Raw genomic sequence first — 16,095 nt, 5'->3', positions numbered from 1 at the left:
AGGCGACGAAGGAGCAAGCCCCGGTGCCTGACCGGCGGCCCCTCAGGGCCGCGGACACGCGCGCGCCAGCGCGCCAAAAACACAGCGTCAAACCGTTCGGGGGCTACCGAACATCAGATCCAACCCGCCCGTCGGACCCGACGCACCACATCACAAACTGGCAGACTCGATGGCGACACTGTTCGACTAGCAGAGGTACCGATGCCGCAACGCCGTTGGATTTCCCGTTCCGTGCTGTTGATCGCGGGCGCGCTCACCGCCGCGACCCTGACCGCCTGCGGGGGTACGCCACCGGCCTCGACCGGCAGTGCGGGCACCACCACCTCGGCCGCGCCGACGACCACCGCGCCGGCCGGGACGTTGACGATCAGCCCCTCCTCCGCCGCGCAACTGTGCGACATGATCCGGCCCGAACTGTCGAACTTCCGGGTACAGGGCCCGACGCTCGGGCGGATCTCGCTCAACGCCATGGTGCACGACTGGGGCTTCCGCAACGGCGGCATCAACGGGCACGTTCTCGCCGACAAGGCGATGATCGACCGGGTGACCACCGAGAGCTGCCCCGAGGTGCGGACCGAGGCGCTCACCGCTCTCGAATTGCCTTCCCTCGCCGCGGGATTGGCGTTCTGATGCGCGGTCTCTACCCCGAGATCGAACCGTTCGAGCAGGGCCTGATCGATGTCGGCGACGGCCAGTCGGTGTACTGGGAGGTCAGCGGTGATCCCGACGGCAAGCCCGTGGTGTTCGTGCACGGCGGACCCGGCGGCGGCACCGGGCCCCTGCAACGGCGCTTCTTCGACCCGGCCGTGTACAAGATCGTGCTGTTCGATCAGCGCGGATGCGGAAAGTCTATGCCGCACATCGCCGATGGGGCTCCCCTGGACACCAACACCACGCCGAATCTGATCGCCGACATGGAGTTGCTGCGCGACCATCTGGGGATCGAGCGCTGGCAGGTGTTCGGCGGTTCGTGGGGGTCGACCCTGGGCCTGGCCTATGCGCAGGCCCACCCCGAGCGGGTGACCGAACTGGTGTTGCGTGGCATCTTCTTGTTGCGGCGCAAGGAAATCGACTGGTACTACAACGGCGCCGCGGGCAACGTCTACCCCGCCGAGTGGGCGCGATTCCTGGCGCCGGTCCCCGTCGAGGAACGCGGGGACGACCTCGTGGAGGTGTATCACCGACTGCTGCACTCCCCCGATCCGCAGGTCGCGCTCGATGCCGCGGTCGCCTGGTCGACATGGGAAGGCGCGACGAGTTCCCTGCTCCCGCAACCGGATCGGGTCGCCGAAACCGCCGAAGCACGCTTCGCTCTCGCGTTCGCCCGGATCGAAAACCGCTATTTTCGCCACGGCGGATTCCTCGAGGAGGGACAGTTGCTGCGAGACATAGATCGGATCGCCGACATTCCCGGCGTGATCGTGCAGGGCCGCCACGACATCGTGTGCCCCGCGGTGAGCGCATGGGATCTGCACAACGCGTGGCCGTCCTCGACGCTGCACATCGTCGAGGACGCCGGGCACACCGCGCACGAGCCCGGCATCACCGCCCAGCTGGTGGAGGCGACCGACACGTTCGGAAAGCGAGGCTGACACCATGGCGACCGAGGCCGGAGAAGCCGTCGTCGCGGCGCTACGCGAGGACATCGACCGGCTCTTCGACGCCGAACCCGATGTGCGCGCCGACGCCGACGATTCGGTCCACCAGATGCGGGTGGCCACGCGCAGGCTCCGCAGTGTCCTGCGTTCCTATCGCAAGCTGTTCGACGCCGAGGAAGCCGCCGGCACCGAAGCGGAACTGAAGTGGCTCGCCGACCTGCTCGGCGTGGCCCGCGACGCCGAAGTCCGCGCCGAACGGTTCATCGATCTGCTGACCGGTTACGACCGAGTCCCCGCCGAGGTCACCGATGCCCTGGTCGGGGCCTCCCGTGCGGCCTACACCGCTGCTCACACGGAGGTACTGAGCGCCATGGACGGCAAGCGCTACCGCCGCCTGCGCAAAGTCCTCAAAACCTGGCGCACCGATCCCCCGCTCGCCCCCGAACTCGCCCGCGACAACGCGACCGCCGTCTTCGGCAAGGTCTTGCGCCGCGACCGCAAACGCCTGCGCACACTCGTCTTCGCCGAGCCCACCGCCACCCCGGCGGACCGCGTAGAACTGCTCCACGACATCCGCAAGGGCGCCAAGCGTTTACGCTATTCCTGCGAAGCCGCCGCGACGGTCCTCGGCCCCGACGCCACCGACCTGGGCACCCGGGCCAAGCGCCTGCAATCCGTCCTCGGCGACCACCGCGACGCCGTCGAATCCCGCGAAGCGATCCTGGTGGTAGCGGCAGGTACCCACGCGCCCGCGGCAACCATCTACGAACTCCTCGCCGACACCGAGGAAGCAGCCGCGGGCCGAGCCATCGCCCACTACCCGGCGGCCGCCGCATTCATCTCCGCGGCGAACTGACAGTCGTCACTATCGACGCGGCCCGTCGTATTCGAACCCGATAGTCCGGGTTCCCGGATCAGCGACAGCCAACCGCACCGCGACCTTCTCCCCTTCCGGCGGCTGTCCCGCACACCGCGCGAGGATCGGCGGTTCACTGACAAAGATCTCCGCGGGCCGGGACCCGTTGGCATCACGCAAAACCACGGCGGCGAACTCGGTGCCTACCCGAGGCTGGAGGACGGTGGCCTCGGTCAGGTCGACGCAGGCGCGATCGACCTTGTTGGCTACGGCATCGGTGCGGCGCATCGTCTCGGCGGCGGCCTTCACACCGTCGGTCACCCATTGCGGCACGTCGGCTCCGGCATCGTAGGCCAGGCAGATCTCGGTGGTGAACCGGTCGGCCAGCCGTCGCAGTGGCGCCGTCACGTGGGCGTACGGTGCGCCGATCGCACTGTGCGTCAGTTGTTGCGGGGTCGGGTCGTCGAGTTCGGCGAGCAGTGTGTAGCTCGCGCCGCGCAACAACCCGGTGGCTTCCGACATCAGCACCAGCGCGGCGGGGGTGTTCGCGTCGAGTCCCGCGAGCATGCGGCCCACCGGGACCTCGGCGGGCCACTCGACCCCCAATGCCGCCGCCGTGCGCCGCATCGAATCGATCGCGCTCTCCGGCGGTGGCGGCATCGTCCGCAGTAAGCCGACACCCTTGTGCTCCAGCATGATTCGCGCCGCACACATGCCGGTGAGCAACGAGACCTGTTCGTTCCAGTCGTCGGCCTCGGTCCGGGGCTCCAACCGCAGGCGCCAGCCGTCACCGTCGGGGATCACTTCCTGCGCGGGCAACCGCAGCGAGATCGCGCCTCGGTCCAACCCCGCCTCGATCCGCAGCCGACCGAATTCGGGCAGCGCGGTCAGCGACGGCGGCAGAGTACCGGCGTCGGCGGCAGCCTGGACCTGTGCGTAGTCGAACCGCTCCCGGGAGCGCACCAGTGCGCGCTTCACCGAACAGCTCAGTGGCACAGCATCATTGTCGAGTTCTATGGTCCACAACACGGCAGGCCGGTCGACGCCGGGCAGCAGACTCGCGGTGCCCTCGGACAGCACGGTCGGATGCAGTGCGACATTACCGTCGGGCAGATAGAAGGTCTGCCCCCGCACTTCGGCCTCGGCGGCCAGCGCACTGCCCGGCACGATCACCGCACCGAGATCCGCGATCGCGTAGTGCAGGGTGAAGCCGGTGGGAGTGCGTTCGATATGCAGCGCCTGGTCCAGATCCAGCGCGCTGGGCGGGTCGATGGTCACGAACTCGATATCGGTCCGATCGACCCGAGTGCCCGCGAACGCGTCCACCGCGTCGCGGGCGTCGGAGACGGCCTCGGCCGGATAGTCCGAGGCCAGTCCGAATTCGGAACGGATGGCGCCGAAGTCGACCGGCGCCGAGACGATCCGCTGATGGAGTTCCATTCTCGCAGAGTAGCGATTTCCTACTGCAGTGCGAGCATGGTGCCGTTGAGCTGATCGAGCGGGCCGTACACCGTGAAAGTGACCCGGCCGTTGGGCACGGCGGAGGACACGGTCGCGGCCGCGTCGAGCGCCTGACCGAACGAGGCCGCCGACGGGTGCGGCAGACCGGCCACGGTCAGGCCGAATCGGGACTGGTGCACCCAGGCGGTATCACCCGGGCTGAGGTCGACCTGAACCCCACCGTTGAGCGGGGTCACCGCGACCGCGCTCGCCGAACCGGCACCAAGCGTTGCGAAAACCGCAGTGGCTCCGGCGATCAGTGCACCGGCGACAATGGAACGAACTACCCGCATGTAAATGTGACCTGCTTCCGCGATCGAATGTGTTGGGCTCGCGGAAGTGGCAGCGAGCCCTGCCGACGGCGATCACTCTATGACCTCGCTCACGTTCCCGGCGAGTTCCAGCGCATTTTCCCTGTCTCGGCACACGATCGCCGAGACATTCCGGGCAATTGTTACTGTGGCGGCGGCGCACTCGGCAGCTGCCGGGTTGTGCGGCACTCACGTCGATAAATGGGAGTTTGCGAACGTATGTCGTGGCTGATTTTCGATTACCTGTCGCCGATCCTCGGACCGGACGCGGCCAGCTATTGGGCACACCTGCTGGCGATCAACCCGGGGTAGCTCACCGCTTCGATCCGGAACATGTCGCTTCCCGTTAACCACACGGGAAGCGGCGTGTTTCCTGGGCGGCTAGCATCCCGCTGCGTGAGTAGAACTACCGCCGCCATCGCGGCCAGCGCCACCGTCTTCGCCCTGCTTCTGGCCGGCTGCAGCGATGACTCTTCCTCTGCCGGTTCCCCCGCCGCGTCCACCACGCCCGCGCCTTCCTTCCAGGTCGAAGCCAGCAAGGCGGGGATGTTCGTGGTGAGCTACCGCAACGCCTTCCCGAAGCTGGCGCAGGGGCGCGACGACGCCGCCGTGGCCGCGGTGCTGAACCATTCCTGCTCCGAGATCAAGGCGGGCAAGTCCGAGGCCGACACGATCGCCACGATCAAGAAGGCGGCCAAGAACGGCGCCACCGACGCGACCACCGAAGAGGCCACGGCCGTCTACCAGATGTCCACACTGATGTGCTGAGCCGCTGTGCGGCCGAGCGAGGCGGCGGCTCCCGGTGGGAGCCGCCGCCTTCGCGTTGCCAGGGCGGGCGAGCCGGCCTGTAAGCCGGATCCTGTCCCCGATTCGCATCGGGGGGCGACCATCCATCTGGACACACCGTTGCCGGGTGCCTCGAGCGGTCCACCCGCAGGCTCGGGCGAGCAGCCCTCGAACACCTGCGCAGCCGCACCGTTGCCGATGCGACCTTCGACCTTGCTCCGGGCGGGGTTTACCTAGCCGCCCCGGTCACCCGGGGCGCTGGTGCGCTCTTACCGCACCGTTTCACCCTTACCGCACGTGCGTGCGGCGGTTTGTTTTCTGTGGCACTGTCCCGCGGGTCACCCCGGGTTGCCGTTAACAACCGCCCTGCTCTGTGGAGTCCGGACTTTCCTCGGCACCGGGCAGCGGCACTGTTCGTGCCCGTTCCCGTTACCGCGGTCGCCCGGCCGACTCGCCCGCCGGTACAGAGTACTCGCTACGGTATTGACTCATGGAACGTGTCGACGTCAGTTTCCCTTCGGGTGACCAGCAGTGCGCCGCGTGGCTCTACCTGCCCGATGGCGCGCCTCGTCCGCGGCCGTTGGTGATCATGGGACACGGGCTCGGGGCCACCCGCGAGATGGGGTTGGATCGGTATGCGCGGCGGTTCGTCGCCGCGGGAATGGGGGTGCTCGCGTTCGACTACCGGAATTTCGGTGCCAGTGAGGGTTCGCCGCGCCAGGTGCTCAACATCGGGCGACAGCGGCAGGACTGGAAGGCCGCAATCGCCTACGCGCGCAGCATCCGGGGCTTCGACGCCACTCGGATCGCGTTGTGGGGCACCTCGTTCGGCGGGGGACATGTGCTCGCGGTGGCGCCCGACGACGATTACCTCGCCGCGGTGGTGGCCCAGGTGCCGTTCACCAGCGGGTGGGCGTCGGGAATGGCGAAGGGCCCGATCAGCCTGACCAAGGTCGCCACCATCGCCGCCACCGACCTGCTCTTCGGGCCGATCCGCCGCAAACCCGTCCGCATCCGCCTGGCCGGGCGCAAACGCTCCGCGGCCTTGATGAGCGCCACCGACGTGCCGGAAGGCTACGGCCGACTGGCCGAGGAGAGCGACACCTACGATCCCAAAGTGGGTGCCCGCGTGGCGTTCTCGACACTGTTCGACTCCCCCGGCCGCCGCGCGAAGTCCTTGAAGGTCCCGGTCTTCTACGCGATCGCCGAGAACGACTCGATCGCCCCCGCCGGCCCGACCCGCAAGGCCGCCGAACGCACCAAACACGCTGTGGTCAAGCAGTATCCGGTCGGCCACTTCGACGTGTACTTCGACGATGTCTTCGAGCAGGTAGTACGCGACCAGACCGATTTCCTGGTGTCGGTCCTTCGCCCCTGAACTGCTCGGATACCCCGCGCCCGTGGGGCACCATGGGGTGATGGAACAGATCAGCTCGCGCACGATTTACACCAACCCGTGGATGCGGCTGCGGGAGGACACTGTTCGGCGGGCCGACGGATCGGTGGGGATCTACGGCGTCCTCGACAAGGTCGACTGGGCGCTGGTGATCCCGTTCGACGGCACGGGATTCCATCTCGTCGAGCAGTTCCGCTACCCGCTGGGCATACGGTGCTGGGAGTTCCCCGCGGGCACCCCGGCGCAGGGGACCACTCCCACACCGATCGAGCTGGCGCACAACGAATTGCGCGAGGAAACCGGGCTGCGTGCCGACCACATGACCCCGCTCGGCGCCTTGGCCACCGCACCCGCACTGACCGACCAGCGCGGCCACTGCTTCCTGGCCACCGGCCTCACCCCCGGCGAGCCGGACCGCGAACACGAGGAGCAGGACATGCGCACGGCCTGGTTCTCCCGCTCGCAGGTCGAGGCGATGATCCTGCGTGGCGAGATCATCGACGCCCACGCGGTAGCCGCCTACGGCCTGCTGCTCATGCACGAGCGCGGCCTCGGCCCCGGCTGATCCCACGACGACATCAGCGTGGCAATGACCTCGGAGGTCATGGCCTTGCCTCGAGCCGGGCCGATACGCTGGGCGGGCGACGACGACGAGCGCCCAGATCGGCCCGTTGATGCGCGAGTGGCGGCAGCGGCGCAAGCTCAGCCAGCTCGACCTGGCACTGATCCCCTCGACGACGCCACCGCCACAGCGCTGCGGGCGATGGGCGACGCACAGTCACCCGGGTGATCGACCACGACAAGGGGCGCAGCACCTGATCGGTACTGCGCCCCTTGTTTTCGTATGTAGATCAGATGGGCTGGAAGCCCGCGCCTACGCCGCCTGCGCGGTTGAGCACGTCCAGGATCACCTGGATGGGCTGGAAGTACGCGGGCGAGTGGATCGGGTTCGCGCCACCGGTGCACGGGACGTCGAAATCGACCGGGCCCAGGCCGGTGAGACGGCCCTGGTTCATGCCGACGAGGCGGTCGCCGACGACGACGGGGCCGCCGGAATCGCCCGGCTGCGAGCAGTACTGGTTGATGGAGGTGCCTTCGAGCTCACCCCACACCACGCCACAGCTGCGACCGCTGGTACGGCCGTCCGAGCACACCGTGGCGCCGGGGCCGGGCGAGGCGCCGATACCGGCGACGGTGGTCTGGCCGATGGTGCGCACCGGCAGTACCTTCGACGCATCCAGTTGCAGCACAGCGAAATCCAGGTAATCACCGTCGTCGGAGTACGCGACGGTCCCGATCACGCCTGCCTTGAGCGCCTGCTCGGCGCCGACGCGCGAACCGGTCGGCGCGCAGTGTCCGGCGGTGAGGCCGACGAGGCGACCCGCACCGTCGTGGCCGATGGCCGTGAGCGAACAACCGGAGTTGTTGTCGAAGACGATGCCCGAAGCCGCGCCGAGCACCACGCTCGGATCGGCCGTCACACTGCCCGCACCCGCGGACGCGGTGAGCACCCCCGCGATGGCCGCCGCAAACGCCGCCATCCGTAGAAACCTCATCAAGTACCTTTCCTGTGTGGCCGCGGCATTCCGCGCGCCCGAGAATATTTCGGGCGATGCGGCGTCGTCGTTACGCCGACCGTGCGCCGGGGCGACCGTACCGTGCCCGGGTGACGAGCGGCTAGCTCACAGGTACGAGGTGTCGTTGACCAGGCGCACCGAGGCGCCGCCGTCGGGATAGAACTCGGCCACGCACAACGACGCGAGGTCGAGGTGCAGGCGGTACAGCAGCGACGGCCCCACCCCCAGCGCCAGTTGCAGCAGGGTTTTGATCGGGGTCACGTGGCTGACCACCACCACGTTCTGGCCCGGGTACAGCGCCACCAGATCGCGGCGCACCCCTTCGACGCGTTCGCGGACCTGATCGAAACTCTCGCCGCCGGGTGCGGGGATCGACGGGTCGCCGAGCCAGTCGCGGTGCAGCAACGGGTCGCGCTCGGCGGCCTCGGCGAAGGTGAGACCCTCCCAGTCGCCGAAATCGGTCTCGGTGAGGCCGTCGAGGATGCGCAACGGCACGCCGAGGGCTGATGCCGCGGCTTCGGCGGTGGACCGGGCGCGCTGCAACGGGGAGCTCACCACGGCGGCGATATCGCCTTTGGCGGCAAGCATTTTCGCGGCGCGGTCGACCTGCTCGCGACCGAGGTCGGTCAGCGGCGGGTTGCCGCGGCCGGAGTAGCGGCGCTCCACCGACAGCGCGGTCTGGCCGTGGCGCAGCAGCAGCAGGCGGGTGGGCTTGCCGACGGCGCCGGTCCAGCCGGGCGAAACCTTGTTCGCGTCAACAGATTTCGGCACGTCGACTTCGTCACCTGCGGCATGTCCGGCCGCGACGGCTTCCCGCACGGTTCCGGTGAGTTCACCGTCGTCCATCGCCTCGTTCGCGAGCCGGTCGGCGTGCGAGTTCTCGGCGCGCGGAATCCAGGTGAAGCTCACCCGATCGAATCCGGCGACCAGTGCCCGTGCCTGCTCGGCGAGCGGAATCATCGAGGCGTGCTTGATCTTCCAGCGTCCCGACATCTGCTCGACGACGAGTTTGGAGTCCATCCGCACCGTGACGACGCGGGCGCCCAGCTCGGCCGAGGCCGCCAAACCCGCGATGAGACCACGGTATTCGGCCACGTTGTTGGTGGCGACGCCGATGTACTCCTTGCGTTCGGCGAGCACCCGCACGTGATCGGCGGCGAACACCACCGCGCCGTAGCCGGCCGGGCCGGGATTGCCGCGCGAGCCACCGTCGGCTTCGACGATCACCTGGCTCATCGGCGCACCGCCGCGATCACAGCCCCGATTCCTTGGTGCGCACCATGATCGCGCTGCATTCCGGGCAGCGCAGGACCGCGTCGGGCGCGGCCTGGGCGATGCGCTGCATCTCGCCACGGTCGATCTCGATCCGGCAGGCGCCGCAGCGACGGGCCTGCAGCAGGGCCGCACCGACACCGTGCGCCGCGCGCTGCTTGTCGTAGACGGCGATCAGGTCGGCGGGGAACAGGCCGATCAGCTCGGAGCGGTCCTTCTCGCAGCGCTGCTGCGCCACTTCGAGATCGGCCATCGCCTCGTCGCGCAGACGTTCGGCGTCCTCGAGGTCCTGGTCGGCCTTGCTCAGCCGCGCACCGGCGTGGTCGTGGTCGGCGAGCATCGCCTCGCGCTGCTCCATCACGGTCAGCAGCTCGTCCTCGAGCACCGAGCGGCGACGCTCCAGGCTGCCCAGTTCGTGCTGGATCTCGGAGAGCTGCTTGGCGGCGACGGTGCCCGAGGTGAGCATGCCGCGGTCGCGGTCCTCACGCTTGCGGACGGCGTCGACCTCGCCCTCCAGCTTGCGGATGTCGCGGTCCAGATCGTCGATGCCGATCTCCACCGCCACGGCCGCGTCCTTGTAGCCGTGACGTTCGGCCGCCAGACGTGTCACTTCCTGCTGTTCCGGCAGGGCGGAACGGCGGTGGGCGATGCGCGTCAACTCGGCATCGACTCCTGCGAGCTGCAACAGCTTGGTCTGGACCGACGGTTCGACATTCAACGCGCACGAACTCCTGAACACAGTGGACGGATGGATCGATCAACCGTACCGCGCCGCGGGGTGTGATCACGCCATGACCCGAAGAGATGGCCGAAGGCGGGAACCGAACGCGTCCCGGCCGCGTCCAAGCAAGTGTGACCACATCGAACCCGAGAATTGACCTGGCACTGCCGCTGCGCCCGCACATCTTCGACTCCCACGCCGAACCGCGCCAGCTTCAGCTGACATTGGCGACCCCGTTACCCCCGGTGTGTCTCGGGCACGGGCAGGACGCGATCGAGCCGAAGGAGCAGATCCTGCGGTTCTGGGGCAAGCCGGGCGCCTACCGCCAGGAAGGTGTCGGGCGGCTGCTGTGGGAGCGGCCCAAGAGTGCCCTCGGCGCGCTCGTGGTCGATTGCAACGAGCCGCTCGCGATCGTCAAGGCGCGGTGGCCCGAATGTGAGCGATGCGCGGCGCGGGCGGATGCGCGCATCAAGAAGCTGATCGCCTACTACGTGAGCAGCCTGGTGCCGTTGTTCGTCGGCGGGGCGCTGATGATGGCCCGTCCGTCCGCCTTCGCGTGGATCCTGTGCGCGGCCGGAGTCGGGCTCGTCTTTCTCGCGGTGCTGCTCGGTCCCGCGGTGTTCGTACGTACCGACCGCTACCTCGAAGCGACCCTGGCACCGGACGCGAGCTCGGTCACCGTGCGGGCACATCCCGACTTCGCCCGATCGTGGTCCGGTCAGGCGCAGTGGTGACACCGATCAGCCGCTGACCGTCCACGGGTCGGTGCGCAGCGTGCAGACGCGGGTCCGCACCGCGGGAAGGGCGATGTTGACGAACTGTTCGGCCTGACCGCACCAGGGGAACTCGGTGGCCCAATGAGCGGCGTCGATGAGGGCGGGGCCGCCGCGCCGCAGGTGCTCGTCGACGGGGTGGTGACGCAGGTCGGAGGTGAGGTAGGCGTCGACGCCGGCGCGGATGGCCCTGTCGAGGTAGGAGTCGCCCGCGCCGCCGCAGACGGCTACCCGTTCGATGACACGTTCCGGATCGCCCGCCGCGCGCACACCCCAGACGGTGCGTGGCAAGCCGGCGCCGACGCGTGCGGTGAACTCGCGCAGGGTTTCGGGCTGCGCGAGTTCGCCGATGCGGCCGATACCGAGCGAGGACGGCAGGGGTGCGCGTTCGGTGACGTGGTAGGCGGGCTCCTCGTAGGGGTGGGCGGCGCGCAGGGCGGCGAGAACGGCCAGGCGCGAGGTCGGGGGCGCGACCACTTCGACAGCGTCCTCGGTGACGATCTCGACCGTGCCGATCGCGCCGATCGCCGGGGCGGCGCCCGCGATGGGCAGGAATTGCCCGGTGCCCGCGGTGTACCAGGCGGCCTCGCGGTAATCGCCGATCGCGCCCGCGCCCGCGGTGAACAGGGCCGACATCAAGGAAGCCGTGTGGGTCTGCGGCACCTGGATGACCCACTTGTCCACGGCGGCGATGGGTTTGGGATCCAAGGGCCCGGTGACAGTGAGGCCGACGGCCGCGGCCAGCGCGTCGGAGACGCCGGGGTCGGCGGAGTCGGCATTGGTGTGGGCGGAGAACAGGGCACAGCCGGATCGGATCAGCCGGTGCAGCAGCGCGCCTTTGGGCGTATCGGCGGCGACGGTGTCGACCCCGCGCAGCAGTAGCGGATGGTGGACGACCAAAGCCTGTGCGCCCCAGCCGATCGCCTCGTCGACCACAGCGGCGGTCGCGTCGACGGCGAAGACCACCTTGGTGACCTCCTGTGCGGGGTCACCGCAGACGAGCCCCACCGAGTCCCACGATTCGGCCAGTCGCGGCGGGTACGCCGCGTCGAGTACCCCGATCAGTTCGGCCAGGTCGGTCACCGCCGCCTCCTTCGTTGCGTGGGAATATTCGTCGTGGTGTCCACGCGCGCCGAGCCTGCTGTTCCGCTCTGCGCGCGTCCGCGTCGATGTGCCCGATTCACCACAGTGCCGCGTTCAGCGCATCGATCAACCCGTCGACTTCGGCTGCACCTCGCACAGCGACACGGAGGTGGTCGGGCCCCAAGCCGGGGAACGTGTCGGCCCGGCGAACGGCGACGCCGCGGTCGGCGAGACGTTTACGCAGGAGCGCGCCATCGCGGGCGCGGAGCAGGAGGAACGGTCCGGTGGCCGGGGTGTGGACGTCGAGGCCGAGCGCGGTGAGACGGTCGATCATCGCGGTGCGGTCGACCGCGATCCGGGCGGCGTAGCGCTGGGACTCCGCGACGGCGGCGGGTTCGGCCGTCGCGATGATCGCCTCGAGTTGGAGGGTACCGAGCGGCCAGTGCGGGCGGCCATGGGCCAGACGGGCCAGGACCTCGGGAGCGCCGAGGGCGTAGCCGCATCGCAGACCGGCCAGTGCCCAGGTCTTGGTGAGGCTGCGCAACACGATGACGTCGGGGGCCGACAGACCCGCCAGCGACTCCGCCTCACCGGAAACGACGTCGCCGAGCAGATGGCCGTCCGACGCGGGATCGTCATCGACGCCGGCCACCCCGAACGGCGACGAGCGGGAGGTGCGCTCGTCCGCGATGCCGGAGGGCGCGCGCCGACCGACGACCGCGTCGGTGAAGGCTTCGTCGACCACGATGGTCCGACCTGGGCGGCGCAGCGCCTGAATCGTCTGCGCGGAATGCAGGACCGAGGTGGGGTTGGTGGGGTTACCCAGGACGACGAGGTCTGCGTGTTCGGGGACCAGGGTGGGGTCGAGGGTGTACGGGCGTTGCAGGATCACCCTGGTGACCGGGATGTCCGCCTCGCGCAGTGCCAGTTCCGGCTCGGTGAAGGACGGGTGGATGACGGCGGCGAGGCGCGGGGCCAGGCGCGGCAGCATCGCGAAGCCCTCGGCGGCGCCTGCCAGCAACAGCACCTCGTCGGGCGAGCGACCGTGGCGGGCGGCGACGGCGGCGCGGGCGGCGTGCTCGTCGTCGGCGCTCGGGTAGCGGCCGAGGTCGGCCAGGCGGGCGGCCAGGCGATCGCGCAGCCAGTCGGGTGGGGCGACGCCCTGGACGTTCACGGCGAAATCGAGCATGCCCGGACGCGCCTCCACGTCGCCGTGGTGGCGCAACATAGCGGGATCGACGGAGTCCTCGAGCACAACTGCACACCCTACGTGGCGGCGATTCGGCGCCACGGGCGAGAATGGCTCTCGTGGGTCCACTACATGTCTCGTTCATTTGCACAGGCAATATCTGCCGGTCACCGATGGCCGCGAAGATGTTCGAGGCGCACCTCTACCGAGCGGGTCTCGCGAACCGCGTGCGGGTGAGCAGCGCGGGCACCGGTTCGTGGCATGTCGGCGACGCGGCCGACCCGCGTACCGAGGCGACCCTGCGCCGCGCCGGATACCCGACCGAGCACACCGCGGCGACCTTCGGTCCCGAGCACAGTGACGCCGACCTGATCATCGCCTTGGACACCGGCCACGATCGCGAACTCGCGCACCGCGGCGTCCCCACCGAGCAGCGCAGGCTGCTGCGCAGCTTCGACCCCGCGGCCGACGGCCGCGATGTGCCGGACCCGTACTACGGCGACCAGTCCGATTTCGACCTCGTCCGCGACCAGATCGAGGCCGCCATCCCCGGCCTGCTCGACTGGGTCCACGCCGAGCTCGACGCGCGCAACCCCGCCGACGTGCAGCTCTGATGCGCAAACTCACCTTTCTGCTGCGTCCCAGCTGGCTGATCCTCGCGGTGATCGTCGCCGCGTTCGCCTACCTGTGCTTCACCGTGCTGGCGCCGTGGCAGCTCGGCAAGAACAACAGCACCGAACACCGCAATCAGCTGATCGCCGACTCTGTGCAGGCCGACCCCGTGGCCGTCACCGATGTCCTCGACGGCGACTCCGGCACCCACACCGAGTGGCGCAAGGTCACCGCGACCGGCGCCTTCGTCCCCGAGTCGACCGTCCTGGTCCGCCTTCGCCACCTCGACGGCGCCCCCGGCTACGCCGTCCTCGCCGCCTTCCGCCTCGACGACGGCCGCACCCTCCTGGTCGACCGCGGCCTGGTCGCCTCCGTCGACGGCACCCGCCCACCCGCGATCGCCGACCCGCCCGCGGGCCCGCAACGCATCGAAGCCCGAGTCCGAGCCTCCGAGGGCGTGGTTCCCGACAAAACGCCCAGCACCCAGGACGGCTTCCGCCAGGTGTACACGGTCGACACCACCCAGGAATCCGCCGTCCTCGGCACCCCCCTCACCCCCGTTCCGACCGGCACCGACAAGGGCGGCTACCTCCAGCTGGCCGCCGACCAGCCAGGCGCCTTCACCCCGACCCCCCTGCCCCAACTGGACGCGGGCCCCTACCTCTCCTACGGCCTCCAATGGCTCGCCTTCGGCCTGATGGCCCCTCTCGGCCTCGGCTATTTCGTCGTAGCCGAGCTCAAAGCCCGCCGCCGAGACCGCGCCCAACCGTCTACCCCGACGAACCCCACGCCCACCGCAGACGCCCCCGCCCAACCCACTACAGAAGCCCGCCTAGCGGACCGCTACGGCCGCAACCGCTGACAGCTGTTCGCCACCCGGCGAATCCAGCACGTCGTCCGCGAACTCAACTGCCTCTCGTCTGCGCACACCGCGAAGACCGCAGCTCCACGCACCCCCAGCCACACCGTGCACCTCAGATCCACCATGACCGCCCCCCACACAGCCACACCGCGCACCCCAGGCCCACCATGACCGCCACCCCCACAGCCACACCGCGCACCCCAAATCCGCCATGACCGCACTCCCACCCACCACCCGCGACCCCTAGGGAGCGGCGGCCACGAAGTGGCCGGTCCGCGGCCGGGCCGCGGACACGCGCGCGCCAGCGCGCCAATAAACACAGCGTCAAACCGTCCTGGGACTACCGAACAACTGTCCACAGAACCACCCACCCGGCACACCCGAGTACCTCCGCAGAAAACCAGCGAGGCGCGGATTCCGAAGAATCCGCGCCTCACTGGTAGTTCGTCTTCAGCTGTCAGTTCTTACGCCCCGGCGACTTCGCACCCGACTTGAACCCGAGACCGCCCGGCTTGGCAGTCGGCGGCGCCACCGAGGTGCCGTTGCCGTTGCCGTTGCCATTGGCAGGCTCAGCCTGAGTAGCCGGTTCCGCCGCAGCAGTTTCGGTTTCGGCCGCAACCGGCTCCTCAACCGGAGCCGCCTCAACCGGAGCCACAGCCGGAGCCGCAGCAGCCGGAGCCGCAGCACCGGGCGCCTTCGGCCCTGGACGCTTCAACCCGGTCTTCATAGCCAGCCCCTTGGCGGGAACCGACGGCTTCGATTCGGCAGGAGCCGAAACCGCAGGGGCGGCAGGAGCTTCAGCGGGAGCCGCCTCCGCTGCCGACGCTTCAGCTGCCGGAGCGGCCGGGGCCGCCGGAGCGGCCGCCTTGGCACCAGGCGCCTTAGCCTTGCCCTTCATGCCAAGCCCCTTGACCGGCGCGGCGGGCGCCGCAGCGGGAGCGGCTTCGGCGGGAGCAGCCTCGGCGGCAGAAGCCTCCGCGGCAGGAGCAGCCGCAGCCTTCGCCCCCGGAGCCTTCACCCCACCCTTCATCCCGAGCCCGCCAGGAGCCTTGGCAGCACCCTTCATCCCCAGCCCCTTGACCGGAGCCGCAGGTGCCGCGGTCTCAGCGGCCGCAGCCGCATCGGCCGGAGCTGCGTCAGCCGCAGGAGCCTTGGCACCAGGGGCCTTGGCGCCCCCCTTCATACCGAGGCCGCCACCGGGAGCCTTCGCTCCACCCTTCATACCCAGACCCTTGGCCGGAGCAGCTGCGGCCGGAGCAGCAGGCGCTTCAGCGGATGCCTTCGCACCCGGCGCCTTGGCAGCGCCCTTCATCCCGAGTCCACCGCCGGGAGCCTTGGCAGCACCCTTCATACCCAGGCCGCCACCGGCGGGAGCGGCCTTCGGCGCGGCGGTGGTCGCGGTCGCGACCTCGGCCACCGGCTCCGGTTCCACCTCGGGTTCCGGTTCGACCTTGGGCTCCTGGGCGACGACCAGGTTCGCCGACAGTGCCGCGGAATCGATACGGGTGATCGAGTCCAGCATCAACTGCGAGACATCGACAACCTCGACACCCTCGCCC

16 protein-coding genes, 1 other RNA gene and 1 pseudogene are annotated in these 16,095 nt (G+C 69.4%); 9 read left to right on the top strand and 9 right to left on the bottom strand.

Annotation, left to right across the window (positions count from 1 at the left end; all coding sequences use genetic code 11):
* Nucleotides 1-201 precede the first annotated feature (201 nt).
* From ACFVVI_RS35515 to ACFVVI_RS35505, 3 genes are read left to right on the top strand one after another with little or no spacing between them, the layout of a single operon-like run.
* Nucleotides 202-630 (top strand): hypothetical protein, encoded by a 429-nt coding sequence (locus ACFVVI_RS35515; RefSeq protein ID WP_378996987.1) that lies wholly within the window; start codon nt 202-204, stop codon nt 628-630.
* A complete protein-coding gene (gene pip / locus ACFVVI_RS35510) occupies nt 630-1,592 on the top strand; it encodes a prolyl aminopeptidase (RefSeq protein WP_387449394.1) in 963 nt (320 codons plus the stop codon). The genes ACFVVI_RS35515 and pip overlap by 1 nt, the downstream gene beginning before the upstream one ends.
* 4 nt (nt 1,593-1,596) lie before the next feature.
* Entirely contained in the window at nt 1,597-2,454 is an 858-nt protein-coding gene (locus ACFVVI_RS35505; protein ID WP_387449391.1) for a CHAD domain-containing protein, read from the top strand.
* 9 nt (nt 2,455-2,463) lie between these two features.
* Here the strand turns inward: ACFVVI_RS35505 and ACFVVI_RS35500 are convergent, their stop codons facing one another.
* Together ACFVVI_RS35500 and ACFVVI_RS35495 are read right to left on the bottom strand one after the other, a co-directional pair.
* On the bottom strand, nt 2,464-3,894 hold the full coding sequence (locus ACFVVI_RS35500; RefSeq protein WP_387449388.1) for an RNB domain-containing ribonuclease: 1,431 nt from the start codon (nt 3,892-3,894) through the stop codon (nt 2,464-2,466).
* 20 nt (nt 3,895-3,914) lie between these two features.
* A complete protein-coding gene (locus tag ACFVVI_RS35495; RefSeq protein ID WP_378996997.1) occupies nt 3,915-4,247 on the bottom strand; it encodes a hypothetical protein in 333 nt (110 codons plus the stop codon).
* A 414-nt stretch (nt 4,248-4,661) separates the two neighbouring features.
* On the opposite strand from ACFVVI_RS35495, the gene ACFVVI_RS35490 reads away from it, so the two are divergent.
* Nucleotides 4,662-5,033, top strand: coding sequence for a hypothetical protein (locus ACFVVI_RS35490; protein ID WP_378996999.1), 372 nt, complete (start codon nt 4,662-4,664; stop codon nt 5,031-5,033).
* Between the two features lie 64 nt (nt 5,034-5,097).
* Here the strand turns inward: ACFVVI_RS35490 and rnpB are convergent.
* Nucleotides 5,098-5,505, bottom strand: an RNA gene (gene rnpB, locus ACFVVI_RS35485) — RNase P RNA component class A.
* Between the two features lie 36 nt (nt 5,506-5,541).
* Between rnpB and ACFVVI_RS35480 the strand changes: the two genes are divergently transcribed.
* Together ACFVVI_RS35480 and ACFVVI_RS35475 are read left to right on the top strand one after the other, a co-directional pair.
* The gene (locus ACFVVI_RS35480; RefSeq protein WP_387449383.1) at nt 5,542-6,429 is read left to right on the top strand and encodes an alpha/beta hydrolase; all 888 of its coding nucleotides are present in this window, start codon (nt 5,542-5,544) and stop codon (nt 6,427-6,429) included.
* A gap of 40 nt (nt 6,430-6,469) precedes the next feature.
* A complete protein-coding gene (locus ACFVVI_RS35475) occupies nt 6,470-7,012 on the top strand; it encodes an NUDIX domain-containing protein (RefSeq protein WP_378997004.1) in 543 nt (180 codons plus the stop codon).
* 286 nt (nt 7,013-7,298) lie between these two features.
* Here the strand turns inward: ACFVVI_RS35475 and ACFVVI_RS35470 are convergent, their stop codons facing one another.
* The 3 genes from ACFVVI_RS35470 to ACFVVI_RS35460 all read right to left on the bottom strand — a co-directional run bounded on the left by ACFVVI_RS35470 (nt 7,299) and on the right by ACFVVI_RS35460 (nt 10,014).
* Nucleotides 7,299-7,988 (bottom strand): S1 family peptidase, encoded by a 690-nt coding sequence (locus tag ACFVVI_RS35470; RefSeq protein WP_378639444.1) that lies wholly within the window; start codon nt 7,986-7,988, stop codon nt 7,299-7,301.
* Nucleotides 7,989-8,129: 141 nt separating this feature from the next.
* A complete protein-coding gene (locus ACFVVI_RS35465; protein WP_378997006.1) occupies nt 8,130-9,260 on the bottom strand; it encodes a bifunctional RNase H/acid phosphatase in 1,131 nt (376 codons plus the stop codon).
* 16 nt (nt 9,261-9,276) lie between these two features.
* Nucleotides 9,277-10,014 carry a zinc ribbon domain-containing protein gene (locus ACFVVI_RS35460; protein WP_378639441.1) on the bottom strand — a complete coding sequence of 246 codons (738 nt, stop codon included), beginning with the start codon at nt 10,012-10,014 and terminating at the stop codon, nt 9,277-9,279.
* 134 nt (nt 10,015-10,148) lie between these two features.
* Between ACFVVI_RS35460 and ACFVVI_RS35455 the strand changes: the two genes are divergently transcribed.
* Nucleotides 10,149-10,751, top strand: coding sequence for a hypothetical protein (locus tag ACFVVI_RS35455; protein WP_387449377.1), 603 nt, complete (start codon nt 10,149-10,151; stop codon nt 10,749-10,751).
* A gap of 6 nt (nt 10,752-10,757) precedes the next feature.
* Here ACFVVI_RS35455 and ACFVVI_RS35450 read toward each other — a convergent pair whose 3' ends face one another.
* A complete protein-coding gene (locus ACFVVI_RS35450; protein ID WP_387449374.1) occupies nt 10,758-11,873 on the bottom strand; it encodes a Nif3-like dinuclear metal center hexameric protein in 1,116 nt (371 codons plus the stop codon).
* Nucleotides 11,874-11,970: 97 nt separating this feature from the next.
* The gene (gene cobC, locus ACFVVI_RS35445) at nt 11,971-13,128 is read right to left on the bottom strand and encodes an Rv2231c family pyridoxal phosphate-dependent protein CobC (protein WP_387449371.1); all 1,158 of its coding nucleotides are present in this window, start codon (nt 13,126-13,128) and stop codon (nt 11,971-11,973) included.
* Nucleotides 13,129-13,172: 44 nt separating this feature from the next.
* On the opposite strand from cobC, the gene ACFVVI_RS35440 reads away from it, so the two are divergent.
* Together ACFVVI_RS35440 and ACFVVI_RS35435 are read left to right on the top strand one after the other, a co-directional pair.
* Nucleotides 13,173-13,676: a low molecular weight protein-tyrosine-phosphatase gene (locus ACFVVI_RS35440; protein WP_378639435.1), complete on the top strand. Its 504-nt coding sequence runs from the start codon at nt 13,173-13,175 to the stop codon at nt 13,674-13,676.
* On the top strand, nt 13,676-14,536 hold the full coding sequence (locus ACFVVI_RS35435) for an SURF1 family protein (RefSeq protein WP_387449367.1): 861 nt from the start codon (nt 13,676-13,678) through the stop codon (nt 14,534-14,536). Before ACFVVI_RS35440 ends, ACFVVI_RS35435 begins: the two co-directional genes overlap by 1 nt.
* Before the next feature lie 457 nt (nt 14,537-14,993).
* Here ACFVVI_RS35435 and ACFVVI_RS35430 read toward each other — a convergent pair.
* A pseudogene (locus tag ACFVVI_RS35430) lies at nt 14,994-16,095 on the bottom strand (Fe-S oxidoreductase); the annotation flags it as partial.

The sequence above is a fragment of the Nocardia sp. NPDC058114 genome (assembly GCF_042884695.1).
Lineage (GTDB): Bacteria > Actinomycetota > Actinomycetes > Mycobacteriales > Mycobacteriaceae > Nocardia.
This window is presented reverse-complemented; position numbering and strand designations above follow the sequence as displayed.